Source organism: Aestuariibius violaceus (assembly GCF_040779325.2).
GTDB lineage: Bacteria > Pseudomonadota > Alphaproteobacteria > Rhodobacterales > Rhodobacteraceae > Aestuariibius > Aestuariibius violaceus.
Map to the genome: position 1 here is coordinate 12,979 of NZ_JBFONT020000010.1, position 26,460 is coordinate 39,438.

General features: G+C 65.0%; 22 protein-coding genes. 12 read left to right on the plus strand and 10 right to left on the minus strand.

The window, feature by feature from the left end:
• Positions 1–141 precede the first annotated feature (141 nt).
• The 9 genes from AADZ90_RS19440 to AADZ90_RS19480 all read left to right on the plus strand — a co-directional run bounded on the left by AADZ90_RS19440 (position 142) and on the right by AADZ90_RS19480 (position 7,325).
• A complete protein-coding gene (locus AADZ90_RS19440) occupies positions 142–618 on the plus strand; it encodes an OmpA family protein (protein ID WP_367310966.1) in 477 nt (158 codons plus the stop codon).
• A complete protein-coding gene (locus AADZ90_RS19445) occupies positions 615–1,295 on the plus strand; it encodes a hypothetical protein (protein ID WP_367310967.1) in 681 nt (226 codons plus the stop codon). Before AADZ90_RS19440 ends, AADZ90_RS19445 begins: the two co-directional genes overlap by 4 nt.
• 17 nt (positions 1,296–1,312) lie before the next feature.
• Complete coding sequence (locus AADZ90_RS19450) at positions 1,313–2,983, plus strand: ABC transporter substrate-binding protein (RefSeq protein WP_367310968.1); 1,671 nt, start codon at positions 1,313–1,315, stop codon at positions 2,981–2,983.
• A 14-nt stretch (positions 2,984–2,997) separates the two neighbouring features.
• On the plus strand, positions 2,998–3,741 hold the full coding sequence (locus AADZ90_RS19455; protein WP_367310969.1) for a vWA domain-containing protein: 744 nt from the start codon (positions 2,998–3,000) through the stop codon (positions 3,739–3,741).
• A 3-nt stretch (positions 3,742–3,744) separates the two neighbouring features.
• Positions 3,745–4,356: a hypothetical protein gene (locus AADZ90_RS19460; RefSeq protein WP_367310970.1), complete on the plus strand. Its 612-nt coding sequence runs from the start codon at positions 3,745–3,747 to the stop codon at positions 4,354–4,356.
• A gap of 445 nt (positions 4,357–4,801) precedes the next feature.
• Positions 4,802–4,933, plus strand: coding sequence for a hypothetical protein (locus tag AADZ90_RS19465; RefSeq protein ID WP_367310971.1), 132 nt, complete (start codon positions 4,802–4,804; stop codon positions 4,931–4,933).
• Positions 4,934–4,957: 24 nt separating this feature from the next.
• Complete coding sequence (locus AADZ90_RS19470) at positions 4,958–5,902, plus strand: alpha/beta hydrolase (protein ID WP_367310972.1); 945 nt, start codon at positions 4,958–4,960, stop codon at positions 5,900–5,902.
• 53 nt (positions 5,903–5,955) lie between these two features.
• Positions 5,956–6,507, plus strand: coding sequence for a nuclear transport factor 2 family protein (locus tag AADZ90_RS19475; RefSeq protein ID WP_367310973.1), 552 nt, complete (start codon positions 5,956–5,958; stop codon positions 6,505–6,507).
• Positions 6,508–6,566: 59 nt separating this feature from the next.
• Positions 6,567–7,325 (plus strand): AraC family transcriptional regulator, encoded by a 759-nt coding sequence (locus AADZ90_RS19480; protein ID WP_367310974.1) that lies wholly within the window; start codon positions 6,567–6,569, stop codon positions 7,323–7,325.
• A gap of 1 nt (position 7,326) precedes the next feature.
• On the opposite strand, the gene AADZ90_RS19485 is transcribed toward AADZ90_RS19480, so the two are convergent.
• The 4 genes from AADZ90_RS19485 to AADZ90_RS19500 all read right to left on the minus strand — a co-directional run bounded on the left by AADZ90_RS19485 (position 7,327) and on the right by AADZ90_RS19500 (position 12,820).
• Positions 7,327–8,649 carry an aspartate aminotransferase family protein gene (locus AADZ90_RS19485; RefSeq protein ID WP_411997107.1) on the minus strand — a complete coding sequence of 441 codons (1,323 nt, stop codon included), beginning with the start codon at positions 8,647–8,649 and terminating at the stop codon, positions 7,327–7,329.
• Positions 8,650–8,653: 4 nt separating this feature from the next.
• Positions 8,654–9,088, minus strand: coding sequence for a universal stress protein (locus tag AADZ90_RS19490; protein ID WP_367310977.1), 435 nt, complete (start codon positions 9,086–9,088; stop codon positions 8,654–8,656).
• Positions 9,089–9,101: 13 nt separating this feature from the next.
• On the minus strand, positions 9,102–11,747 hold the full coding sequence (locus AADZ90_RS19495) for a TRAP transporter permease (protein WP_367310978.1): 2,646 nt from the start codon (positions 11,745–11,747) through the stop codon (positions 9,102–9,104).
• A gap of 104 nt (positions 11,748–11,851) precedes the next feature.
• Positions 11,852–12,820 (minus strand): TAXI family TRAP transporter solute-binding subunit, encoded by a 969-nt coding sequence (locus AADZ90_RS19500; RefSeq protein ID WP_367310979.1) that lies wholly within the window; start codon positions 12,818–12,820, stop codon positions 11,852–11,854.
• A gap of 594 nt (positions 12,821–13,414) precedes the next feature.
• Here AADZ90_RS19500 and AADZ90_RS19505 point away from each other — a divergent pair.
• The gene (locus AADZ90_RS19505) at positions 13,415–15,079 is read left to right on the plus strand and encodes an ABC transporter substrate-binding protein (protein ID WP_367310980.1); all 1,665 of its coding nucleotides are present in this window, start codon (positions 13,415–13,417) and stop codon (positions 15,077–15,079) included.
• Between the two features lie 48 nt (positions 15,080–15,127).
• Here the strand turns inward: AADZ90_RS19505 and AADZ90_RS19510 are convergent, their stop codons facing one another.
• Entirely contained in the window at positions 15,128–15,766 is a 639-nt protein-coding gene (locus AADZ90_RS19510) for a TetR/AcrR family transcriptional regulator (protein WP_367310981.1), read from the minus strand.
• A 182-nt stretch (positions 15,767–15,948) separates the two neighbouring features.
• On the opposite strand from AADZ90_RS19510, the gene AADZ90_RS19515 reads away from it, so the two are divergent.
• Both AADZ90_RS19515 and AADZ90_RS19520 read left to right on the plus strand, forming a co-directional pair.
• Entirely contained in the window at positions 15,949–17,178 is a 1,230-nt protein-coding gene (locus tag AADZ90_RS19515) for an efflux RND transporter periplasmic adaptor subunit (RefSeq protein WP_367310982.1), read from the plus strand.
• Positions 17,175–20,417, plus strand: coding sequence for an efflux RND transporter permease subunit (locus AADZ90_RS19520; RefSeq protein ID WP_367310983.1), 3,243 nt, complete (start codon positions 17,175–17,177; stop codon positions 20,415–20,417). The genes AADZ90_RS19515 and AADZ90_RS19520 overlap by 4 nt, the downstream gene beginning before the upstream one ends.
• A gap of 22 nt (positions 20,418–20,439) precedes the next feature.
• Here AADZ90_RS19520 and AADZ90_RS19525 read toward each other — a convergent pair whose 3' ends face one another.
• The 5 genes from AADZ90_RS19525 to AADZ90_RS19545 are packed head-to-tail and all read right to left on the minus strand — an operon-like array spanning position 20,440 to position 26,420.
• Positions 20,440–22,053, minus strand: a complete 1,614-nt coding sequence (locus tag AADZ90_RS19525; protein WP_367310984.1) for an FGGY-family carbohydrate kinase — start codon at positions 22,051–22,053, stop codon at positions 20,440–20,442.
• 24 nt (positions 22,054–22,077) lie between these two features.
• Entirely contained in the window at positions 22,078–22,926 is an 849-nt protein-coding gene (locus tag AADZ90_RS19530; protein ID WP_367310985.1) for a sugar phosphate isomerase/epimerase family protein, read from the minus strand.
• A gap of 2 nt (positions 22,927–22,928) precedes the next feature.
• Positions 22,929–23,921: an ABC transporter permease gene (locus AADZ90_RS19535; RefSeq protein WP_367310986.1), complete on the minus strand. Its 993-nt coding sequence runs from the start codon at positions 23,919–23,921 to the stop codon at positions 22,929–22,931.
• A complete protein-coding gene (locus AADZ90_RS19540) occupies positions 23,918–24,928 on the minus strand; it encodes an ABC transporter permease (RefSeq protein ID WP_367310987.1) in 1,011 nt (336 codons plus the stop codon). The genes AADZ90_RS19535 and AADZ90_RS19540 overlap by 4 nt, the downstream gene beginning before the upstream one ends.
• Positions 24,921–26,420, minus strand: coding sequence for a sugar ABC transporter ATP-binding protein (locus AADZ90_RS19545; RefSeq protein WP_367310988.1), 1,500 nt, complete (start codon positions 26,418–26,420; stop codon positions 24,921–24,923). The genes AADZ90_RS19540 and AADZ90_RS19545 overlap by 8 nt, the downstream gene beginning before the upstream one ends.
• Between the last annotated feature and the right edge of the window lie 40 nt (positions 26,421–26,460).

Below are 26,460 nucleotides of genomic sequence, written 5' to 3' on the forward strand. Positions count from 1 at the left end.
GTGCTCCAATGCATAGGATCCGTGTGGCGCCTCACACACACCAGGCAATTTGCGCAGGCGCCTCAAGGCCGAGATCGTTGGTTTTCTTCCGAGGCTGACTATCTAGACTATGATTTAGAGACAGAGATACTCTTGTGGATTATGAGCGCAGCGGACAGTAACTCCAGTGGATCAGGCAAGGTTTTCCCGCGACGGACATTCGTTGCGGGTGGTCTTTCGGCGCTTGTCGCTGGCGGTGCAGTGACGCTGGGCACCCTTGGATACGCGACCCGGCCGCAGACGGAGAGTTTTCGCTTTGCACGCTCAACCACCCTTGCTGCCGGAGAAGACGCGCGGCTTCGGGGGTTCTTGGCGCAGGCCCTGCCTGATGACCGTATGCAGGTTGTGATCATCGGCCATACGGGGGATGCAGGCAATGCGGACGCCAACCTGGCCCTGAGTGCGGAGCGGGCCGACGTCGCCGCGGCGATGGCCCGAGCGCTGGGTATCTTACCGAACAGGATCACTGTTACTGGTGTCGGCGGCGCCTCGCCCCTGCCCAAACTGGAGGGAGAGCGCGCCCGCGCGCACCAATCGCGGCTGGCGCGGGTCGAGGTTTCTCTCCAGATGCGGCGATGAGCCCACGGGCAACCCCGTGGATCGCCGCCGGCATTGCCGCACTGGCAAGTGCGGGCTTTGCGTGGTTCGTACGTTTGCCCCTGCCGTTTCCGGGGTTCTCAGCTCTTGCCGCCGCCTTTCTGGCGCTCGTAGGGACCCTTGCCTTGATGGCGTGCATGCCGCGCCAGTGGGTCTGGACGGAGGCAGAGCGTTTGCGGATGGCGTTCCAAGCGCGTCATGGGGTGTCGGATTCCGCGGCAGGTATGGCGCTGGGCGCAATCACGACAACCCATGCCCGGGCCGAAAGCCTCCGCCGTTCTGCAGCCGTCATGCAGGACGATATCGCCGAAGAGGTCGAACGCCTCGCCGATCGGCTCGACACCGCGGCGCGGGAGATTTTCTATGCCCCCGACCGCCAGCGGGGGCTACGCAACGTCCTTGTCCGTTCCGAACTGATCGAGGAAGCCGCCGCAGCTCATGCTGCACTGCGCCGCCGCAAGCATGCGCCGACGGAGGATCTGTCGCGCGACAAGCTCTCAGCTGCGCTGGTAGCCCTCGATGCCGCCTTCGATCAAACCGATCTCCTAGCGGCCCGCGGGCTACTGCAAGAGGTCGAGGTCGCCTCCGACGTGGCCGAGCGCCTGCTCACGCCACGGCGCCAACGCGACGCCACCCTGATTTCCAAACCCTCAACGTAGATGGGAGTTTTCCGTTCATGAGGTCCTTTACGTACGCATTGACACTTGCCCTGGCCGTGACTGGCCCCGCTGCCTTTGCCGATCCCGGCGACAGGCTGGCAGAGGTCGTCACCGATCCGGTGCGCGACTGCCAGGCCGGATGGAACGAAAACATGCCGCTGATCGCGTGGGGTGCCGACGGGGTGGTGGCCTATGCCAACGGCGCGTCTCTTGAAAACGATGGCGGGCGGCTTGGTGATGCGGGCCTGCCCCTGTCGCTGACTGTCGAGGACAGTTTCGAGGCGCAGCTTCAGTCGTACCTCGCCTGCGAGACGCCCTATCTGCGCGGCACGCTGGGAATGCTCGCCGCCGCTGCACCTGTGACGGAGTTCGATCCGCGGACCGAGCAGATCGTGTTCTTCAAGCACTCCTTCTCCGCCGGGGACGGAATCGTCGCGGGAGAAGGGATTTCCCGCATCAGTGACCTTGCCGGGCAGCGGATCGCTATTCAGGCCAATGGTCCGCACGTGGACTTCGTCGGCCGCATTCTTGCCGATGGGGGCTTGTCGTTTGAAGATGTAGAGATCGTCTGGGTCGCCGACCTGACGGGAGACGGCGACACTCCATCCGCGGCTCTGGCGGACGGCCGCGCCGATGCGGCCGCCGTCATCCTGCCCGACGCACGCTTCCTCACCTCGGGCGGCAATGTGGGCACCGGCGCCGAAGGCTCTGTCCGTGGGGCAACGATTCTGATCTCCACGCAGGAGGCCGCCTCGGTCATCGGCGACTACATCGCCGTCAGGGCCGACTACTTCGACGCCCATCGCGATGACATCGCGCGCATGGTCAACATCTTCTTCCAGGCCGAAGAGGAGATGCGCAGCTTCATGGCACAGGAAGGCGACTCCCGCCGCGCCGCGATGGCGACGCTGATGGCCGACGAATTCCTCGGCGGTCTGCCCCAGGAAGAGGGGGTGTTTCTTTGGCAGGATGCCATCACCGACGGCTGGGCGGGCAACGCACGCCATTTTGGTGACCCGAGTGAGCCGCGCCGCTTCGACGCGCTGCTGGAAGAGGTCAATGTGGCCCTGCGCGGCGCCGACCGGCTGGATGCGCCCGCCAATCTCAACACTGCGGAGTGGGATTATTCGGCGCTGACCGACGGACTCAGCAACCTCGACGAACGTCAGATCGCTGCGTTCGACCCCGAGGTCGCAGCGGCCGCCGTGCAGAGGCTGCGCCGCACCGGCCAGCTCGACGCCAACACCAAGATCGATTTCGAGGTTTACTTCGAGCCAGACAGCACGTCCTTCCCGCTGGCGCTCTATGCCGAGGATTTCGAAGAGATTCTGCGACTTGCCTCGACCTATTCCGGTGCGATCATTACAGTTGAGGGGCATTCCGATCCGCTTCACTTCCTGCGCCGCGAACAGGCGGGCGCCGAAAATGCGGAGCTGCGCGCGATCCGCACCTCGACCCAGAACCTATCGCTCGACCGGGCGATAGCCGTGGTCGACGCGCTGACGGACTATGCGGGGGATCTGGACGTTCGGATGAACCGCGACCAGTTCACGGTCGATGGCGTGGGCATATCCAGCCCGCTCCACAACCCGCCCCAGACCGAGGCTGAGTGGCGCGAGAACATGCGCGTCGTCTTCCGTGTGCTGACGGTCCAGGCCGAAGCCACCACCTTCTCGCCGCTGCAATAGAGGGGAGAGGGCACATGAAGGCTAAGGATTTTCTCATCCCCATCGTCCTCGCCGGCGCTGCCGGCTGGTTCATTCTGCAGCAGACGGACACCAGCATTGTCGCGCCCCAGCACGAACCGGTCGCGCCCAACTGGGTCGCCATCGCGGCCTGGCCCGAGGCCGAGATCGCCGCGGTCGAGGCGCAGCCCGATCCCAACCGGCGGGTGACGGCCATCGTCCTCGACGACAGCGGCTCCATGGGTGGTGATATGGAGGCGGCCAAACAGGCGGTCGTCGACGCGCTTGCCGCGATGCAGGACAGCGACCGCGTGTCGGTTGTCGCTCTGAATTCCGGCATCGTGATGCCCTTCACGTCGGTTGCCGATGCGCGCGGCACGCTGCCGAACTCCTTGCGCCCGATCATCAGCGACGGTGGCACACCTCTGACCCAGGCGCTCGGCAGCGCTCAGACCCTGCTGGAGGAAGAGGCCGGCAGCGTGCGCGGCTTTGGCACCTTCCGCATGATCGTCACGACCGACGGTGTGGCCGATGACAGCGAGGCGCTCAATCGGGCAGTCGAACAGTTGGCCGCAACGACACCGATCCAGCTGACGACCATCGGCATCGGAATCTCGGGTAACCACGTCCTGCGCCGGTCCGACCTTGGCAGTTTCGTGGATGTCGACAACGTCGATGCACTCGAGGCGGCGCTTCAGGCTGCTGTGGCCGAGAACACCGATTTCACCGCCATCACCGACTTTTCCGAAAGCGAGGGCTGAGCCATGGGACGCCGCATCGATCTGAACTGGGACGAATGGAGTCCCGGGCTCGACACCGACGACATGACCATCGCCGAGGTTCTGGCGACGATGCCCGCCGCGGCGGCCGAGGACGTGCCCGAAATCATTCGCCGCTACGAGAACCCGGAAAGCCCCGACGCGCTTCCCGGGGCGATCACATTGGCGCGCCATGATTGCATCCACGTCCTGCTTGGCCGGGGTCTGCATGTCCAGGATGAAGCCTTCGTGATCGGCGCCACGATGGGCGCGGCCTCAGACATCACGAGTGACGTGGTCGATTTCTTCGTCAAGGTGTCCACGACGGAGTACCCCGAACACTGGCGCTTCAAGGAGGAGCATATTGCCTCCTACCTCCTCGGCGTCGGCTTTGCTGTCGACAATCTGCCCAACAAGGATCTGCACCTCATCCCTCTGGAAGAAGAGCCTTGGCAGTCCAAGTCCGTACGCGAGGCGCGGCGCGCCCTCGGCATCACGAAAGAAGAGCTGCGCGCCTATTTCAGGAAAGCCGAACTGCTGGTGCCCGGCACGCCCGCATCGCGCCGCTTGGACACATCGGCGCAGCGGCCTGATACTCATCTGCGGCAGCCGGAGTAGCGGCGGCACGGCAAGCAAATACCGTAACTGACGGGGGCCTTTTCTCAATGCCGTTCAAGGCGTGCTCAGTTCCGCACTTTGATCTCAAGCCAGTTGGCCGCTTTCAGAGCGACCCGTCAGTACCATTGACCGGATCCCTTTTACTTGCCTGCCCCGGTGCCGTGTTACGCTGAAGGCAAGGCGCACTTGTCGCTTTAGCTTTACCCTCGAATACAGCTCTGAGAGTGAACGGGCTTGCGACTGCATCGCTCGGGTCGACCGGGACGAACCACTCGCGGGCGGGAGTGAAGCCGCTGATGGAGCGAGGCCACCTGAGGCCCGCCGCTGCAACATGACAGGAATCGCATAGCGCTTGCCAGGAATCGCGCCTGTTTGGGGGCCTGTCGCCCCGTATCTCTCTGTCATCGAAACCGCGGCCCCGCCGCCAGAGACACGGAGATGAGAGATGAAGACCTTCGCCCTGATCGCCACCCTGACGCTGCCGGTTGCCGCGCTCACCCTCGCCGCGCCCCAGGAGAACACGAAGTTCCCGCCAGAGCGGCACGCCGAAATCACCGCGCTGCTCGCGGCCGATTGATCCCCGACAAACAGGAGACCGACCATGACAACCCTGACTCTCGCCACCGCCACTGCCGCCCTGATGGGCACCACCGCTCTGGCCGACGTGACCACCCAGACGCTCAGTTTCGAAAGCACCGGGGAGACCCTGACCGGCACGCTCTACCTGCCCTCGGGCTTCGACGGCACGCCGACCGACGCGGTGATTGTCACCGGCGCCTGGACCTCGGTCGAGGAACAGATGCCCGCTACCTACGCCCGCGAGATGGCCGAACGCGGCCTGATCGCCGTGACCTTCGACTTCCGCGGTTGGGGCAAGTCCGGCGACCTGCCGAACGGGCAGCGCTTCATCGAGGATCCCGCCGCCAAGACCGCCGATATCCGCGCCGCGATCGACTACGTGGCGGCGCTGCCGCAGGTCGCGGGCCTCCACGGCCTCGGCATCTGCGCCTCCGCCGGCTATATGGTCGACGCCACGCGCGGGGACGACCGCATCGCGTCTGTCGGGCTCGTCGCGCCCTGGCTGCAAGACCGCGAGATCGTCGAGGCCGTCTATGGCGGCCCGGACGGTGTCGCCGGCTTGATGCAGGTCGCCGCCGATGCGGAAGCCGCCGGTGGCCAGATCATCCCCGCTGCAGGCCCCGAAGGCGCAGAGGGCGTGCTGATGCCCATGGGCGGCTACTATTATGAACCATCTCGCGGGGCGATCCCCGAATATGACGACGCCTGGAACAACGCTGGCTGGGACGATTGGCTCAGCTACCATCCGGTGAACGAGGCCGAGAGCTTCGACCGCCCGCTGGCCATCGTTCATTCCGACGCCGCGGCTATCCCGCAAGGCGTGCGCAGCTTCGTCGACCGCATGACGGGCGAGGCAACGCAGGCCTGGCTGCAAGACGTGACGCAGTTCGACTTCTACGACGACCCGGCCGCTGTCCAAGAGGCGTCCGACACCGTCGCCGCCCACTTCCGCGCCTACGGCGCCTGATCCCGCAGCCCGGGGCAGACCGCCCCGGGCCCCTCATCGAAAGGAGACGACCCATGACCCGCATTCTTTCCGCCACCACCTTCGCCCTTCTGCTGGCCGGTTCGGCCTCTGCCCAGATCGGCGGCGATCCCGTCACCCAAGAGACGCTGGTCGACCGGGCCGAGATGATGCGCATCGCCGATGCCATCGACGCCGCCGTCGACGCCAAGGATTGGGACGCCGCGCGCAGCTTCTTCACCGACACGATCGACGTCGACTTCACCTCGCTCGTCGGTGGGGAACCCGCCACGATCCCGGCAGACGCGCTGATCGACGGCTGGTCGGCCAACCTCGCCGGTGAGAAGGACAGCTTCCACCTGCGCGGAAATCACCGGATCACCTTCGACGGGCCGGATGCTGCCACCATGACGTCCCACGGGTATGCCTGGAACCGTATGCCCTCGGGCGACCTGCCGGAAAACGGGGGCGAAGATCTTTGGGAGGTCTGGGGCACCTACGAACACGGCTTCACCCGGACCGAAGACGGCTGGCGCGTCGATGCCATGACCTTCACCGCGACGGCCCAGCGGGGCAGTGAGTATGTGCGCGACACGCCCGGATCGTGACATCACCGGCGTTCAGGCCTGGGGTCGCCCCTTTGACCGGACGCCCTATATTTCCGGCGATGCCTGGATTGATCGCCCAGACGACCGCACTCCCCGCCGGTGGCGGGGGGTTTGCGCTTCCGGCTCTGACGATCGGCGTCTTCGGTGCCGACCAGCCCGGCCATCGCCTAGCCGTCGGTGGCGATCGCGCTCAGGACGCGCCGCTGACCCGCCATCAGGGCTGGATCCTGCCCGCGGGGGCTGAGGGGACCTGCCTGTACGACGCACCGATGGACGTCACGATGGTTTCACTTGAAACGTCGGTGCTGGAAGAGGCGGGGCTGCAGCCGGGGGCGGCGCTTGCTCCCGTGGTCGGCGACCTCGACCCGGTGCTGTTGCACCTCGCCCTCCGGGCCGAGACGTTCGGGGCGGGCGGTACGCTCTACCGCGAAACCATGCACCGCGCCGTGGCCGCGCAGATCGTGCAGGTGATGCAGCCGGTCGAAGCCCCCTTCGCGGCGATCGACGACATCCGCCTGCGCCGCGTCGCCGAATGGATCGAGGATAACCTGGCCGAAGACATATCCATTAAGGGCATGGCCGACCTCGCCGCGATGTCCTCCACCCATTTCGCCAAGGCGTTCAAGACAGCGACCGGTGCGTCGCCCTTGCAATATGTCATCGCCCGCCGGTGCGAGCGGGCCCTCGTCCTCCTACGCAGCACATCCCTGCCCGTGGCCGAGATCGCCTATCGCGTCGGCTATAACGACGTCCCGCGCTTCGGGCAGCATTTCAAGCGGCGCTTCGGGCACACCCCCGGACAGGCCCGGGCGGGTTAGGTCACTGCGCCAGCGTTGTCTCCAGCGCGCGGCCCAGCTTGGCGACCAGTTCGTCGATCTGCGCGTCCTCGATGATAAAGGGCGGGGCGATCAGGATGTGGTCGCCGTCGCGCCCGTTCACCGTGCCGCCCGCGGGGTAGACGATCAGGCCTTCCTTCATCGCCGCCGACTTGACCTTCGCGTGCAGCTTGCGGGCGGGATCGAAGGGGCGCTTGGTCTCGCGGTCCTCGACCAGCTCGACCCCGCGGAACAGGCCACGGCCCCGGATATCACCCACATTGGCATGCTGCCCGAACGCATCGCACAGGGTGCCATTCAGCGTCTCGCCCTGCCGCTGGACCCTGTCCACAAGGCTGCGTCCGAGGATCGCCTGCACGACCGCATGACCCGCCGCCGCCGATAGGGGATGCGCGTGGTAGGTGTGCCCGTGCTGGAAACTGCCAGAGCCCTGTGCGATGGCGTCATGGATCGCTCCGGAACACAGCATCGCCCCGATCGGCATGTAGCCGGCCCCCAGCCCCTTTGCGACGGTCACGATGTCGGGCGCGATCCCGTCCTGTTCGCAGGCAAAGAACGACCCCGTCCGCCCGATGCCGCACATCACCTCGTCGAGGATCAGCAGGACGCCGTACCGATCACAGATCTCCCGGATCCGCTTGAAATAACCGGGCACCGCCGGAACGGCCCCTGCGGTGGCACCCACGACCGGCTCGGCGATGAAGGCCATGACCGTCTCCGGCCCCAGCCGCTCGATCTCGGCCTCCAGCTCGTTCGCGGCGCGCTGGCCGTAGGCCTCGGGGCTCTCGTTGTCCCGCCGCTCGCGATATTCGAAGCACGGCGCGATATGGGAGGTCTCGACCAGCAGCGGCGCGTATTTCTCGCGCCGCCAGGCATTCCCGCCAGCCGCCAGCGCCCCCAACGTGTTGCCGTGATAGCTTTGCCGCCGGGCGATCAGCCGATGTCGCCCTGGCTCCCCGATCTCGAGGAAATACTGCCGCGCCAGCTTGATCGCAGCCTCCACCGCCTCGGACCCGCCGGACAGCAGGTAGACCTTGTCGATCCCCTCCGGCGCCTGGTTCACCAGCAGATCCGCCAGCGCCTCCGCCGGTTCGGAGGTGAAGAAGCCGGTATGGGCAAACGCCACCTTGTCCAGCTGCGCGTGGATCGCCGCGCGGACCTCTGGATCGGAATGGCCCAAGCACGACACCGCCGCGCCGCCCGACCCGTCCAGATAGGCGCGCCCGTCCGCATCGTAGAGGTAACAGCCGTCCCCCCGTACCGCGGTGGGCAGCGCCCCCGTCCCGCGCCCGAAGACATGGCTCACCCCGCTACTCCGCCCGGACCACAAAGACCGACTGCTTGGCATGCCGCACCACCCGCGCCGCATTGGGGCCGAGCAAATAATCGGTCAGCTCCGGCCGGTGCGAGCCCATGACGATCGCATCGACCGACAGTTTGTCGGCGGCGGTGATGATCTGGTCGTAAACTCGGCCGTGCATCACATGGGGATGCACCTCCGTTCCGTCGGGCACATTCTCGTCGACCCACCGGGTCAGGGCCTCGCCGACCTTGTGCATCGCCTTTTCCTCGAAGCCCGCCTCGAAATAGGTGCCGACAACCGACATGCCGAAATCGGGAACGACCACGAGAACGTGGAGAATGCCGCCGTCCTCGGCCTGACACAGCCCCAGCGCCGCGGGCAGCGCCCTTTCCCAGCTGCTGGGCGCCGACAGGTCGATGGGCAGAAGAACCGTTTTGAACATCTCTCTTCCCTCCTCAGAAGGCCGGTTTGGTCTGGCGCCGGCGCTGCAACAAGATGATCAGCCCCAGAAGCAGAAGCGCCGGGATGAAGAAAACCTGTTCGGGCAGCCGGTCCCGCGCGACCTGCACGGCGGCCAGTTGCACCGGCTCGTCGGCGTAGAAGTCGAAATCGATCAGCGCCTCCGCCGTCTCGGTGCCGAACATCGGCTCATCAAGGCGCATCGCCTCGCCTTCGGGCATCAAGAGAAGGCCGGTATTGGCCAGCCGCTCCTCGGCCGTGGCGCCGCTGGCGTTGACGACCAGCGTCGTCTCGGCCGTCTCGCCGGTGTTGAAGTCAGGCCCCCGGATCAGCAACCGCAACTGCTCGTCCTCCGCGGCTTCGCCCAAAGCCGTCTCGAACTGCGCCGGTTCAACCTGGCGGAATGGGTTCTGCACCATGTCGAGCCAGACATTTGGCACGAAAAGCGTGAAGGCCACCAGAAGTAGCGCCGCGCTTTCGTAGATCCGCGACCGCGCCAGGAAATAGCCCTGCGTGGCCGCCGCGAAGAGCAGCATCGCGAAGGTCGCCACCACGAAGACGAAGACCGCCTGCAGCACCCCCTGCCACGTCCCCAGATCCACGCCATAGAGGATCAGCGTCGGGTTGAAGATGAAGAGGAACGGCAGCGCGACCGTCCTCAGCGAATAGAAGAAGGCGGTGAACCCCGTCTTGATCGGATCGCCACCCGACACAGCGGCGGCCGCGAAACTCGCGAGCCCCACGGGCGGCGTCACATCCGCCATGATCCCGAAGTAGAACACGAAGAGGTGCGCCGCGATCAGCGGCACGATCAGCCCCTCCTGCGCGCCCAGCGTCACGACGACCGACGCCATCAGCGACGACACGACGATATAGTTGGCTGTCGTCGGCAGCCCCATCCCCAGGATCAACGAGAAAAGCCCGATCAGAACCAGCATCACGAACAGGATCCCGCCCGACAGCTGTTCGACCAGCCCGGCCAGCTCCGTCCCGATGGGGGTGCGGGTGACGGTCGCCACGATGATGCCCGCCGCCGCCGTCGCGACACCGATGCCGATCATGTTGCGCGCCCCTGCGATCAGCCCGTCACGCAGGTCGAGCAATCCGGCGCTGAACTCCGCCGCCATTTGCCCGCCTTCGCCGCGGAACACCGCCTTCAAGGGTCGCTGGGTCGCGATGATCCCGATCATCAGGGCGGTGGCGAAAAAGGCCGACCGCGCCGGGCTCTGCCGTTCGACCATCAGGAACCAGACAAGGACGATGATGGGCAGGATGTAATGCAGGCCGGTGGCGTAGATGTCCTTGACCTGCGGCAGCTTGATCTCTTCCGCGTTCGGATCGTCGACCTCGAGGTCGGGCTTGCGGGCCGCGATGGACACCAGCCAGATATAGATCGCCGCCAACGCCAGCATCATGATCGGGCCGGTCAGGTCGGGCAGCACCGATCGCAGGGCACCGACCCCGTAGATCAACGCGGTAAAGCCCGCGCCCGCCACCGCGAACCCCACGAAGAATTTCACGATCATCCCGAGGAAGCTCTTGCTTTCCCCCAGCGCCGGCATGTCCTTCTTCAGCGCCTCCAGGTGCACGATGTAGACCAGCGCGATGTAGCTGATCACGGCCGGGATGAAGGCGTGCTTGATGACCTCGACGTAGGAGATCCCGATGAATTCGACCATCAGGAAGGCCGCTGCCCCCATGACGGGCGGCATGATCTGCCCGTTGACCGACGAGGCGACCTCGACCGAGCCGGCCTGTTCGTTGGTAAAGCCCACCCGCTTCATCAGCGGGATCGTGAAGGTGCCGGTGGTCACCACATTGGCGATGGACGACCCCGAGATCAGGCCCGTCATGGCCGACCCCACGACGGCGGCCTTTGCCGGCCCGCCGCGTAGGTGACCCAGCCCGGCAAAGGCCAGCTTTATGAAGTAATTCCCCGCTCCCGCCTTATCCAGCAGCGACCCGAACAGCACGAACAGGAACACAAACGCCGTCGACACGCCCAGCGGGATGCCAAAGACGCCGCCGGTATCCAGCCATTGCGCGTTGATCAGCGCCGTGAAGCTCAAGCCCTCGTGTTCGATCAGATCGGGGATCAGCCAGCCGGTGCCCATATAGGCGTAAAGAAGGAAGATCGATCCGACGACGGTCAGGGCCGGGCCCAGTGCCCGACGGCTCGCCTCCAGCAGAATGACGATGCCGACAGCGCCGATGATGACCTGCGTCTCGGTCGGCAGGCCCGACCGGGCGGTCAGCGCCAGCTCGTCGGCGAACCAGAAGATGTAGAAGGTACAGAAGCCGCCGATGGCCATCAGCACCCAATCGATGATCGGCACGCGGTCGCGCGGCGAGCCCTTGAAGGCCGGATAGGCCAGAAACGCCAGAACGATGGCAAAGAACAGGTGCAGCGGCCGGGTCTGGGACGAGTTCATGACCGGCAGGTATTCCCCGAACCAAAGCATAGGCTGGGCGATCCAAAGCTGGAACAGCGACCAGACGAAGGCCAGCCCCGCGATCAGCAGCACGACCGTCCGGTTCGTGGGTGCACGTCCGCCGCTATCGGTGCTCGCGACGAGGTCCTGAAGCTCCTCGTCCGAGAATTGCCGCCCTTCGCGCCCCTCGCGCCCGTCCTGATCGGTCATCGGCCCGTCCCCCTGAAACTCGTTCTTATTCCCGCGATGGGTGGCCCGGGCGACGTGGCAGGCGCCGCCCGGGATGGGTCTTTCACATCGTCAAGGACGGCCGATCACTCGATCAGGCCGGCCTCGCGGAAATAGCGCTCCGCCCCGGGATGCAGGGGGGCCGACAGGCCGTCATTGGCCATCTCCGCCGCGTCGAGATTGGCGAAGGCCGGGTGCAGGCTGCGGAACTGGTCGATATTCTCGAACACAGCCGAAACCACCACATAGACGACCTCTTCCGGCACATCCGCGCTTGTCACGAAGGTCGCGCCGACACCGAAGGTCTGCACATCCTCGTCGTTGCCGCGATACATCCCGGCTGGGATCGTCGCCGTCCGGTAGAAGCTGTTTTCCTCCACCAGCTGGGCCACGGCATCGTTGTCGACCGTTACCAGCACCGAGTCGCAGGCGGTCGTCGCCTCCTGGATCGATCCCGACGGGTGGCCCACCGTGTAGATCATCGCGTCGATATTGTTGTCGCACAGCGCCTGGGACTGCTCGGCCGCCTGAAGCTCGGACGCGACGGTGAAATCGTCCATCGTCCAGCCCATCGCCTCCATCAGCACTTCCATCGTACCGCGCTGGCCAGATCCCGGGTTGCCGACATTCACCCGCTTGCCCTGCAGATCCTCGAATGTCGAAATCCCCGCATCGGCGCGTGCCACGACGGTGAACGGCTCCGGATGGACCGAGAAGACGGCCCGCAGCTCTTCGAACGGACCCTGCTCCTCAAAGCGTGAGGTGCCGTTGAACGCGTGAAACTGCCAGTCCGACTGTGCCACGCCGAATTCCAACTCGCCGCCACGGATGGCGTTGATGTTGAAGACGGACCCACCCGTCGATTCTACGCCACAGCGAACGCCATGGTCAGACCGATCCCTGTTCACCAGACGGCAGATTGCGCCGCCCGTCGGATAATAGACGCCGGTCACTCCGCCGGTGCCGATAGCGATGAAAGTATCCTGCGCCGAAGCCGCGCCAGCGCCAACGACGGTCGTAGCCGCGACAACCGCGCCGACCAAATGCTTGTTCATGATGTTCTCCCTGTTAATCCGAGCGAACGGATTTTCCCACGATGAGACAAAGAGTTGAAACTCGTCAAGGAGTCGGGTCATGTCTTTCGCCGCACCGATACGACCCCTGTCGGTCTTCTTCCCCCGGGCTGAGCGGACCGGTCTGCGCGGCGCGGCCTGACTTGAAGACGCCGCCGAGGCCGCGTCGGGCTCAGCGGGGCAGGGGCCTCCACGGAAGATCACGCTCCACGCGGCTCTTAACTCTGCGGCGCTTTCGGACCCGTTCAGAGGGCGCCATGGCTGGCGCGACACTTTCTGGACAGTGGCCTCCACGAAGGAAGAGGCGCCAGCCGACGGCATCCGATCGAGGTGGGAAAGAGAATCATTTCCGCCCGAAAAGGCGGCTTTGTCGGGCGACCGGCGGCAAGCCGTCGGCTTCTCCCGAGCAATGGCTTGAAACCGGTGGCCGCTTTGTGCTCCAGTTTACGCGCTGCCCCACGCTCACCACAGGGTTAGAGCCGCAGACCGGGATCGGCAGCACCTCATTCCTCCATGATTGCCAAAGGCGCCCATCGTGGCCCGCCCTTTTCCGTTGCGACCCGAAAGGACCAATTCATGTCACCAACCGCACGAGCCGCCGACACCATTCACCCCGCCGCCAGGGCCTACGCACGGGAACACGGGGACGGCACGATGGACCGGCGCGAATTCCTCGTCCGCGCCACATCGCTTGGCGTGACCACGGCGGCGGCCTATGGTCTGATCGGGCTCAAGGCCCCGGTACGGGCAGAGGCGCACATGCAGCAGGGCGGGACGCTGCGCATCGAAAGCACCGTCAAAGCGCTGCGCGACCCGCGGACCTATGACTGGCCGCAGATGTCGAACTTCACCCGCGGCTGGTTGGAGTACCTCGTCGAATACCAGCGCGATGGCAGCATCACCGGCATGTTGCTGGAAAGCTGGGAGATCAATGAGGATGCCACCGAATACATTCTCAACATCCGCCCGGGCGTGACCTGGAACGACGGCACCCCCTTCACGGCGGCCGATGTCGCCTTTAACATCGGCCGCTGGTGTGAGCGCGAGGTCGAAGGCAACTCGATGGCCAGCCGCATGGCCTCCCTCATCGACGACGCCACCGGACGGGCGCGCGACAGCGCGATCACCGTGGTCAGCGATGCTCAACTGCGTCTGTCGCTGGAGACGCCTGATATCACCCTGATCGCGGGTTTTTCCGATTATCCCGCCGCGATCGTGCCTCAGGATTTCGGCGGCGATCCCCTGACGGCGCCCAAAGGAACCGGGCCCTACCTGCCTGAACAGTTCGAGGTCGGCATCAGGGCGGTCCTCGTCAAGAACCCGGATCACGCCTGGTGGGGCCAGGGCGTTGTCGGTGAAGCCGCGCTCGACCGGATCGAATACATCGATTTTGGAACCGACAAGGCCTCCATCACGGCCGCCGCCGATGCCGACGAGGTCGACATGCTCTACGAAAGCCTGGGCGAATTCGTCGAGATCCTGGACGCCATCGGCTGGGAAAAGTCCGAGGCGATCACCGCCAACACCCTCGTCACCCGCCCCAATCAACAGGCCGAAGTCGATGGCATGACCCCGTACGCCGACGTCCGCGTACGGCGGGCGCTCGCGATGGCCGTCGACAATTCGGTCTGCTTGTCGCTCGGCTACGCCGATCAGGGCACCGTCGCCGCAAACGACCATGTCTGCCCGATCCACCCCGAATACGCCGAGCTCGACCCGCCGGTCTTCGATCCCGAAGGCGCCCTGGCGCTGATGCAGGAAGCGGGGATGGCGGACTACGAGTTCGAAATCGTCTCGATCGAGGATGATTGGCGGCGCAACACCTCTGACATCATCGCGGCACAGCTACGCGATGCGGGGTTCACCGTCACCCGCACCATCCTGCCGGGCGGAACCTTCTGGAACGATTGGGCAAAATACCCGCTCTCGACGACGGATTGGGGCCACCGCCCGCTCGGCGTGCAGGTCCTCGCTCTGGCCTATCGGTCGGGCGAAGCCTGGAACGAATCCGGCTTCGCCAATGCGGAATTCGATGCCGCTCTGGCCGAGGCGCTGTCGATCGCCGACGCCGATCAGCGGCGCGAGGTCTCGCGGCGCCTGCAAACGATCATGCGGGACGAGGGCGTTGTGATCCAACCTTACTGGCGGTCGACCTACCGCCACTACAAGCCAGGCATCGTCGGGGCTGAGATGCACCCGACCTTCGAGATCCATGTCTACAAGCTAGGCTGGGCCGCGTAGACGGAACGTCTCTGTCTGGAAATGAACCTGAAGGCTCGTTCAGGGTCTTCAGGCCCTCATCTTAACGCCGATCCCGTTAAAGAGCATGTCGAGATGCGCGGTCAGGTAGCTTTCCACCTCGAGCTCTTCCAGATCGCCAAACACCATCTTGTGGATCAGGAAGAACAACGCAGGGGCGATCAGAAGCTGTGGCACCGTGGTCGCCGCGGATTTCCGTACCTCGCCCCGTTCGATCCCCCGCGCGACAATCTTTTCCAGGGCCACATGCCCTTTACGGATGACCAGGGCATGATAGCGCCGAACAAGCTCGGGGCGGCTTGGCCCCTCGGCGATCAGGATCCGCATCATGGCACTGTTCTTGGTCGTCAGTATCATGTCGTAAAAGCGCTCTAGCAGTTGCCGGACAAGCTCTTCAGTGGTGCCGGTGAAGCTGATGGTGCTTTCCGCGATCTCATCGACAAAGGTGCCCATGGCCTTCTCTGCGACGGCTTCGAACAGGGCATCCTTGTTGTCGAAATAAAGGTAGAGTGTGCTGCGCGATACCCCTGCGCGCTTGGCGATGCGATCAGGTTTCGCGCCCGCATATCCATGGGCATGAAACTCTTCCAAAGCGGCCTGAAGGATCTCGACAGGGCGGTCCGCCTTTCGCCGCTGGTAGGCCGGTATGTGCTCTTTCGTCTCGGTCATTTGCTTCGCGCTGTGCCCATCGTCGCACCCTAACGCCCAGAATCTGAACGGGAAAGGTGCCGTCAGGCCACGATCTGGCGCAAGAAAACGTGATCGGCCCGCAAATCAGGACCTCAAAGCTTGATTTTGTCAGCGGATCCCTAATTGCTGACACACTTGTCAGTAAAAGGCGTTGCCTGGATATGAAGAAAGTTACCCTCTTCGTCGGCCGACTGCTCCGCGAAACCTTTTGGATCGCTGTCGCAGTCGGCCTTGTTGCTGGCGGTGTGATCGGGTTCCGATATCTGGGCGAGAACCGCCAGATCGTCGAAGCTCAGCCAGCCGCGCGGCCCGTCGCGCTTGTCGAGACTGTGCAGCTTGAACCGCTGGACGGTCCACTGCCGATCCGCGGCGAAGGCTTTGTCGCCCCTCTCCGGCAGCTCTCGGTCTCCTCCCAGGTGAGCGGGCGGGTGATCGAGATCCATCCCGCAATTGCCGAGCGCGGTCGCTTCACGAAGGGCGACGTGCTGATCCGGCTCGACGACCGGGCGCAGGTTGCAGCGCTCACCCAGGCCGAGGCGAATATCGCCGCAACCGAAACCAGACTTGCCCAGAACGTCCAGGACCTCGATCGGACGCGCGCCCTTCTGGAGCGGGGGGTGGCGACGCAGACCCAGCTGGACGATCTCGTCAGCGCCCGCGATGAACTGGAAGCCAATCTCGACGGGTTCGAGGCGGCAAAGCTTTCCGCCGAGATCAGCCTGTCGGATCAGGTGATCGAAGCGCCTTTCGACGGCGCCGTTCTGTCCAAATCGGTCGAGGTCGGCGATGTCGTCAGCCCCGGTCAGGCGCTTGCCGAGGTCTTCACCGAAGGCGAGCTCGAAATCGATGTACCCGTTCGGCAGGTCGACGCCGCTCTGATCCCCGGGCTGTTCTCATCGAGCCAGGCGGCGGCGACGGTCGACATCCCCTTTGCCGACTATGTCTTCCGCTGGAATGCCAGCGTATCGCGCGTAGAGCCGCAGGTCGATCAGATCACCCGGACGCTGACGGTCACACTTCGCCTGAACGAGCTGGAAAATGTCGAAGGCCGCACGGTCGGCGGTCATACCCTCGCCTCCGGCGCGCCGCCCGCCCTGATCAACGCCTATGCCACAGTCGTAATCGACGGGATCGAACCGGAAGACACCTATCGCGTTCCATCGACGGCCCTGCGCGGCGGGGCGAACTTGTGGATCTACGACAATGGCGTGCTTGCCGTCGCAGAGGTCGACCCGATCCACGTCGATGGTGAAGATACTTATGTTCAGGTCACCGACCTGCCTGAAGACACACAGGTCATCTTCACCGCGCTCGCCGCGCCGGTTCCCGGAATGCAGTTGCGTGACGTAAATGAAAAAGTTCAGGCCGCGCTGACGGGATCGGCCCAGTGAACGGCGCGATCAAATGGATGGCCGAACACCCGGTCGCCGCCATGCTGACTATGGTGCTCGTCGTGGCTCTCGGCGCCCTGTCGATCATGGCAATCCCGCAAAAGACCTTTCCCGAGATCACGCTCGACAGCATTAGCATTTCGGTCAACTACACCGGCGCCGCACCGGAAGAGATCGAGGACAGCATCGTCCGGCCGATCGAGGATGCGCTATCAGGCGTCGACGGGATTGACGAGATCACCGCCTCGATCTCCGAAGGCCGGGGCAGCGTGACCGTGACCTTCCTGCTGGGCGAGGAGGTCCAGGAAAAGCTCAACGAGATCCAGACCGAGGTCGACGGCATCGACGTCTTCCCCGAAGACGCCGACGATCCGGTCATCGTTGAAGGCTCGAGCAACACCCGCGTCCTCGAGATCGCCATCCACGGCGCGGCCAGTGAACGTGTCCTGACCGAAGAGGCAGAGCGACTGCGCGACGAACTGATCCTCTTGCCGTCGATCTCCTTCGTCGAGGTTTCGAATAGGCGGGCCTACGAGGTGACGGTCGAGGTCGACCGCGACACCCTGCGCGCCTACGACATGACGATCGGCGAGATCGCACAGGCGATCCGCCAGAACTCCCTCGAACTGCCCGGCGGTGCGATCGATACCGAAACGGTCAGCATCCCGATCCGCACGACAGGGCGGAATTACACGCAATCGGATTTCGAGAACATCATCGTGCGGACCGGGGCCGATGGGGGCCGCGTCTACTTGCGCGACATCGCAACGGTGATCGACGGATTCGAGGATACGGATCTGTCCGCCACCTTCAACGGCGAACGCTCGGTCGCCGTCAATGTCTTCCGGGTGGGTGACGAACAGGTGCTCGGCATCGTCGACGAGGCGCAGGCCTATCTGACCGACACCTTCCGGCCGAGCCTCCAGGAGGGCATCTCAGCCACCGTCTGGCAAAACGACGCGCGAGAGCTGCAAAGCCGTCTCGACCTTCTGACGTCCAACGCGATCATCGGCTTGACGCTGGTGGTGATCTGCCTTGCCCTGTTCCTCGACTTCCGTCTCGCCGCCTGGTCCGCAATCGGGATCGGCGTCTCCTTCGCCGCAGCGCTCGCCGTCATGAGCTTCGTGGGCATGTCGATCAACATGATCTCGCTCTTTGGCTTCATCCTGGCCATCGGCATCATCGTCGACAACGCAATTGTCGTATCTGAAAACATCTATACCAACGGCGAACGTGGCCTGACCCCGATCGAGGCCGCGGTAAAAGGCACCCAGCGGATCGCCGTGCCCGTCGTTTTCTCGACCATCACGACGCTCGTCGCCTTCTGGCCGCTGCTGCAACTGCCCGGCACGCTGGGCAAGTTCCTCTCGGACATCCCGCTGGTCGTGATGATCGTCCTGTCCCTGTCACTCTTGCAGGCGCTCTTCATCCTGCCGCGGAACCTCTCCCGGCTCGACGTGTCGGAAAACTATCGGCCCAACATCGTGTTGCGGGCCCTTCGCGCGGTCCGGGGCGCGATCAACAGCGGTCTGCAATGGTTCATCGCAGGTCCTCTCGACGCCACGCTGCGCTTCACGACAAGGCGGGTCCTGATCCCCATTGGCGGCATGATCGGGCTGATGATCGTGACCATCGGGCTGCTCGCCCACGGCTACGTGAAATTCAACTTCTTCCCCTCGATCGACGGCACCTTCGTGACCGCGAATATCGAGATGAGCGATGGCACCACCTTCACCATGACCGAACGGGTCGCCGAAGACGTGCGCTTCGCCGCCATCGAGGCTGCCGAAGGTATCCAGGATCGTCTACCAAACTCCGCCCCGCCGGTGCTTGCCGGCATGAACGTCGTTGTGGGGCAGGGGGCTGCCGAAGGCGGCCCCGGCGGCGGGTCGGCCGCGTCCGGGGCGACGGTGGCCAACGTGATCGCCGAGATCACGGACCCCGAACTGCGCGACTGGCCAACTCGCGAATTCGAAGCCGCCTGGATCGAGGCCATCGGCGATATCCCTGGCGTGAATAGCCTGACGGTCTCGGCCCAACTGGTCGGCGCAGGCGATCCCATCGCGGTCGAGCTGTCCCTTCCCGACGGGCAGGACATCACCCCCGTCGTCGATGAATTGCGCGAGGGTCTGCGCGGCATCCCCGGCGTCTTCTCGATCCGCGACGACAATTCCGCGGGCCGTGCCGAATACCGCCTTGCCCTCAGGGACGAGGCCCGCGTCTACGGCGTAACACTAGAGGATCTGGCGACCCAAACCCGGTCCGGCTTCTTCGGGCTTGAAGCCACGACGGTGCAGCGCGGCGCCGACAACATTGCCGTCATGGTCCGTTTCCCGGCGGAGGAACGCGACAGCCTCTCGGACCTGCTCGATACGTGGATCGCGACGCCTGCGGGCGAAACCATTCCGCTTTCCACAGTCGCCCGGATCGAGGAAGGGCTGGCGCCGACAGAGATCCAGCGGCGGAACGGCCGCACGATCACGACGGTCACGGCGGATGTCGACAGCACGGTGATCACCTCGCAAGAGGCCAATACGATCATCGAAGACGTGCTGCTGCCGCCCCTGCGGGCCCAGTATGATGGCCTGATCGTCGATTTCGGCGGCGAACAGCGCACCCAGGGCGATGCCGCCGCCGCCCTTGGCCAGGCCGTCGGGATCGCGCTCTTCGCGATCTTTGCCCTGCTGGCGCTGGTCTTCCGCTCCTACGTGCAACCCATCGTCGTCATGCTCGCCATCCCGCTCGGCCTGATAGGGGCGGTCGCCGGGCATCTGATCATGGGTCTGCCGCTGACGCTGCTGTCGATCTTCGGGATCATCGGACTGGCGGGCGTCGTCATCAACAACTCCCTCGTCATGGTGGATCTCTACAACGAGTATCTGGGCGAGGGCATGGAATTGCGCGAGGCGGTGATCCGCGGCACCAAGGAACGCTTCCGCCCGATCCTGCTGACCTCCCTGACCACATTTCTCGGGGTCTATCCGCTGATCCTGGAAACCTCCCTCCAGGCCCAGTTCCTGATCCCGCTCGCGGTCTCGATCGGCTACGGCGTTCTCTTCGGCACGGTCATCGTGATCCTCTGCGTTCCGGCGATCTTCGTCCTGCAGGCGCGCGTGACGACGCTGGTTACCAGGATCCTATCCTTGGGATCCGACGCGGAATCCGCCAAGCCGGACCTGCGCACCGTCGCCGAGGTGCCGCAATCAGATACCCCGGCCCGACCCCTCGCGGCAGAGTAGCGGGCGGCTGATAGCAGAAGCTTCACGGCCTTTCGTTCGCGGCAACCCGGGCGATGGTCTGAAAGCGTTCATAGATGTCGAACCGATGCGCGTGAAGCTCGGCGATGCCGCCGCCGGTTGGCCGATGCGCGTCCGACACGCGGGACATCGCCGTCATGCAGTCTGAAAGGGTCCCATACGTTCCCGAGGCGCAGGCGCCGAGCATGGCGGCACCAAGCAGGACAGGCTCTTCCGTCTCAGGACCGATGACAGGCCGTCCGGCGGCATCGGCCAGCACCTGCCGCACGGCCGCATTGCGCCCGGCACCGCCGGAGATCACGATGTTGCTGATCGGCGCCCCATGGTGCGCCTGAGCCTCGATGATCTGGCGCAGGCCGTAGCCCAACCCGCAAAGCCCGGCGACGTACAAGGCGACAAGGCTGTCGAGTGACGTATCCATCCCGAGGCCAGCGATCACCGCACCGGTGCGTGGGTCGGCGTGTGGGGCGCGGTTGCCGAGGAACTCGGGAACGACATGAAGATCGCCAGCCACGCGGGCCAGATCGCCCGCAGATCCGGCGCTGGACAAGGCCTTCTCCAGCAGCCAGTCGGGGAGCGATTTGCCGTCCTGTTTCGCCAGCCCGGACGCCTCGGCCGTCGCCGGGTGCAGGCCGATCAGCCGGTCAATGGCCGCCCCGGCGGCCGACTGCCCCCCTTCGTTCAGCCACATGCCCGGCAGCATCGCGGAGTAGTAGGGGCCCCAGACGCCAGGCACGAAAACCGGGCCGGCGGTTGTCGTCATCGTGCAGGAGGAGGTGCCGAAGACATACGCCATGTTCTCAGCCGCGGGGCCAAGGCCCTCGGCGCCGACGGTTCCGACCCCGCCCGCATGGGCGTCGATCAGCCCGGCCGCGACAGCCGTTCCGGGGGCGAGGCCCAGCGCCTCTGCCGCCTGCGGGGTCAGCCCGCCCCCGAGCGGCTTTCCGGGGTCGGCGATCTCGGTCCCGATGCGGCGAAACCCTTCATCGGCCAGTTCCTCAAGGCCGATCTGCCGGAAGTAACTCTCGTCCCACCCGCCGTCGCCGGCAACGTAGGTCCACTTGCAGGTGACCGTGCAACTCGACCGCGCCAGGGAGCCGGTGGCCTTCCATGTCAGGAAGTCGGTGAGATCGAAGAAATGGCCGGCCCGCGCGAACACATCGGGCCGGTGGCGTTTCAGCCAGAGCAGCTTTGGCGTTTGCATCTCGGGCGAGATGACACCGCCGACATAGGCCAGCACCGGATGACCGGTCGCGTTGATCTCGCCGGCCTCTTCCATCGCACGGTGATCCATCCAGACGATGATGTCCCGCGCCGGATCCCCGCTCGGCCCGACAGGCAACGGGGCCCCATCCGCGCCCAGGACGACCAGCGAACAGGTTGCGTCGAACCCCACGCCAGCGACGTCCGAGGGACCTACGCCCGCGGCCGCGATCGCTCCGCGCGACGCGTCCCCCACGGCGGACCAGATCTGCGCCGACGATTGTTCGACGATGTCGCTGCCGTCTCTAAAGGTCGTGACGTCCGACGACCCCCGACCAAGCAGCTTGCCGTCGACGTCAAAGATACCCGCCCGCGCGCTTCCCGTTCCGACATCGATCCCCAGGAAACACGGCATGGTCTCAGTCCTCCATCGGGGGCGTCATATCAAACGATACTGGGCCGCCTTGTTGCGCAGGAAGGGCAGGCCCTTGTCCATCACCTCTTCGAAGGACTCCGCAACCGGCCGCCATACGGCAAGGCCGTAAGCGACCTGCGGCGGCATGTTGATGAAGCTCTCCATCGCCAGCCCGCCCTTGAAACCGATCGCCGCAAGCGTGGCATAGATCTCGTCCCAGTCGCAGGTGCCTTCGCCCGGCGTCCCCCGGTCGCTTTCCGACAGGTGGATGTAGCGCAGGTGCTTGCGCGCATCGAGGATGCCGTTGCCAGCGCCCTTCTCTTCGATGTTCATGTGGTAGGTGTCGAGATGGATGAAGATGTTGTCCGCACCGACCTTCTCGATCATCTGCTTCGCCTGCCAGCCGGTATTGATCAGATGGTTCTCGTAGCGGTTTACCGGCTCGATCCCGAAGGCGATGCCGAGCCTCTTGGCGTGTTTCGCCGCTGCCTCCAGCGCCCGGGCGATGTTGTCGTACTCCTCCTCGGTCGGGGGCACGCCCGTGCGCTCGCCGATACCGCCATAGGTCACGCCTGACAGCGCCTCTGCCCCCATCTCCTTGGCCGTGTTCATAGCGTCGACAAGATGCTCGATCGCGCCGTCGGGATTGACCGACGCCCAGCTTTCCTTCGGCAGACCAAGGGAGCAGACGGCCCGCATCTCGTGCCTCTCCAGCAGGTCGCGGGTATGCGCCGCGTCGACGATGGCGGTGTCGAGCAGAGCGATCTCGATGAAATCCATCTTGTAGGAAGCGGCGGCCGGAACCGTCCGCTCCGCGCCCGCGCGGTCCCAGTGCATGGTCCACATGCTTGTATGGACGCCAAAACCTTCCATCGTCACGCTCCTTTTCGTCGTCGGTCCCGCCGCCAGCCCCCCGCCCGCCTCAGCGCCATGACGGCGATCAGGAACAGGCCCCAGACGGCGACGGACAGGTGCTGGTTCGCGCCGATCAGATTCAGCCCCGATGACAGCGCCTGCAGGATGATGAGGGCGAGGACCACCGGCAGAACGCGCCCGAAACCGCCGAACGGATCGATCCCGCCAAGGAAACAGGCCAGCACCGTGACCAGCAGTAGCGCTTCCCCATGGCCCACGCGGACCGAGTTGAAGCGCGCGGCCATGACGATCCCGGCAATCGCGCAGATGATGCCCGAAATGGCGTAGATCATGACCAGCGTTCTGCGGGTGTTGAGGCCCGAATATTCCGACGCCCGGATGTTCGAGCCGACCATGTAGACCGAAAACCCGTGCCGGGTTCGTTTGAGCATCACGTGCCACACGATCGCGGCAAGCAGGAAGACGATCATCGGAACGGGAATGCCGACGAGGCTCCCGTGGCCGAGGACGTTCATGAAATCCGGAAAGCCGGAGATATCACCGCCGCGGGTCAGAAACTCGCCCAGACCCTGCAGGAAGATCATCATGGCGAGCGAAACAAGGATCGGGTGCGCGCCCACATACGCGACGACCGCGCCCATGACCGCGCCCGACGCGGCTCCGGCCAGCATGGCGAGCGCAGCGCCGAGAACGAAGGCGCCAATGCCCGCGTCCGGCCCGCCGAACTGGATCAGCACCCAGGCAAGCGCCAGCCCCGAGATGTTGGCCTGATAGATGATGGCCAGGTTCAGCCCGCCCGACAGGATCGGCACCAGCATGGCCAGCGTCAGAAGCCCCAGCACCGGCAGCTGGAACGCCATCGACCGCAGGTTTGCTCCGGTCAGAAACAGCGGCGTCGCCAGCGAAAACGCCAGAAAGACGAGGGCCAGGAAGGCAAGAAGCGGCAGCGTCTCGGCACCGAATACGGCGTTGATCCGGTCCCGCAGGGTCATGCCGCACCTTCCTTTAGCTGCGCCTCGGTGGGGGCCTTGGCGCGGCGGGTGAAGGTCAGGTTCGAGGATGAGATCGCGATCAGGATCGCGGCCCCGATAATCATCTGGAAGGCAAAGGGCGAGATGCCCAGCAGGTTCAGCCCGTTCTGGGTGATCGCCACGAACATCACGCCCAGGATGCAGCCCACCACCGTGCCGCGCCCGCCGCCCAGCCGCGCCCCGCCCAGGACCACGGCCGCCAGCACCTCCAGCTCGCGGCCGTAAAGCGCGTTGGGCACGACCTCCTGCGCGATGTTGACCTGCATCAGCCCGCCGATGCCCGCCATCATCCCGCACCAGCCGAAGGCGACGATCTGCATCTGCCAGATATTGACCCCCGCCCGCCGCGCGCCCTCGGGATTGTCGCCGAACGCGTAAAGCTGGCGGCCCAGCGTCGTCAGGCGGATCAGCACCCAGGTGGCCAGGACGCAGACGATCATCACCGCGACGGACAGGTTCAGCTCGGACCACGTGCCGTTCGCCGCCTGACGCTCGAAGATGAAAATGCGGTCGGTCCACCAGTCCGGCAGATTGTAGATGTTCCGCCCCCGGGTGAAGAACATCAGAAGCCCGAAGAACGCATTGAACGTGGCGATCGTGATGACGATCGAGATCACGCGAAAGCCGTGGATCAGGGCCGCGTTGATCATCCCCAGCCCGATCCCGACCGAGGCGGCAACCACGAACCCGATCACCCAGTTCCCGCCGCCGAGACCAAAGAATACCTGCGCCGCGACGTATTGCACGACCGACGCCGCGACAGCGAAAGAGATGTCGATGCCCCCCGCGATCAGCACCACCAGAAGGCCCACCGCCCAGATCAGGTTGACCGCGTTATTGTTGAGAAGCGAGGTGACGTTGCCCAGCGTCAGGAACGTGTCCGTCGTCAGCGACAGCCCCACGATCATCATCAGCAGCACGACCGACAGGCGCGCCTCCACCGGGTGGGTGTGGAAGACGTCACGCATAGATGCGCGCCTCAAGATCGGTCACCTCAGTCGCGTGGGGATCGTATTCGCCGACGATCCGTCCGTCCGCCATATGCAGCACCCGGTCCGCGTTGAACAGAACCTCGGTCACCTCGTCCGAGATCAGCAGGATCGCGAGCCCTTCTTCCGCCAGCTGCCGCACGATGCGGAAGATGCCCGCTCGCGCACCCACGTCGACGCCAACGGTCGGGCTGTCGAGGATCAGAAGCCGCGGTTCGGTCGCCAGCCACTTGGCCAGGACGACCCGCTGCTGATTGCCGCCCGAGAGCGTCGAAACCGCATCCGCGGGCGTGCCGATCTTGACCGCCAGTTCGCTGATCCAGTGGCGTACAAGCTCCGACTGGCGGGACGGCGAGATCATCCCCAAGCCGCCAAGGATCCGGTCGAGCACGGAGATTACCGTGTTGTCCGCAATGGATTGCGGCTGGATCAGGCCAAGCGACAGCCGGTCCTCCGACACATAGGCCACCCCGCGCGCGATGGCGTCCCGGATCGAGCCGAACCGCACGGGCACGCCTTCCAGCCGGATCTTGCCCGCATCCGGCGCGCTCATCCCGATCAGCGCATGGGCAAGCTCCGTCCGTCCGGCACCGATCAGCCCGGTCAGGCCCAGAACCTCGCCGCGGCGGATTGTCAGGCTCACATCTTCGAACTCGCCATGGCGCGAAAATCCCTCGACCTCCAGCACTGGCTCCGCCCCAGACCGGTCCTGGGCTGCCACAACACTCTCCAGCTTGTCGCCCGTCATCAGTTCGCCCAGCCGGGATTGCGTCATCCCCTCGGTCGGGTAGACGCCGACCAGCTTGCCGTCCCTTAGAACGGTCACGCGTTCCGAGATATCGATCACCTCCGCCAGCCGGTGGCTGACGAAGACCACCGCGATCCCCTGTTCGGACAGCGTCCGCACGACGCCCAGTAGCGCGTCCGTCTCGCTCTGCGTCAGCGATGCGGTGGGTTCGTCCATGAACACAAGCCGCGCGTCGCCCATCAGCGCCCGCGCGATGGCCACGATCTGGCGTTGCGCAATGGGCAGATCTCCCAGCCGCGTCTCCAGATCCAGCGGCACGTTCAGCCGGTCCAGCATCGCCTGCACCCGCCCCTTGTACCGGCCCCCGAAGGCCAGGCGCGGGATCACGCCCACCATCTCGTCGAAGGCGATGTTCTCGGCCACGCTCATATGCGGAAACAGCGCAAGATCCTGCCAGATCACGGCAATCCCCAGTGCGCGCGCCTTGTTCGGCGAAATCGCGGCGATCTTCTCCCCGAAGATCTCGATCTCGGCCCCGGGATCGGGGGTGTAGACGCCGGTCACGATCTTGATCAGCGTCGATTTTCCACAGCCGTTTTCCCCGGCAAGGCAATGCACCTCGCCCGCGCGGACTTCGAAGTCGACGGCCTGCAGCGCCTTCACGCCGCCGAAGGTTTTCGAGACGCTTGTCAGTCGCAGCGCCGGGATGGGATCGGATGTCATGGATGCCTGTGTCCGGGTTGGGGACCCGCGGACGGGTCCC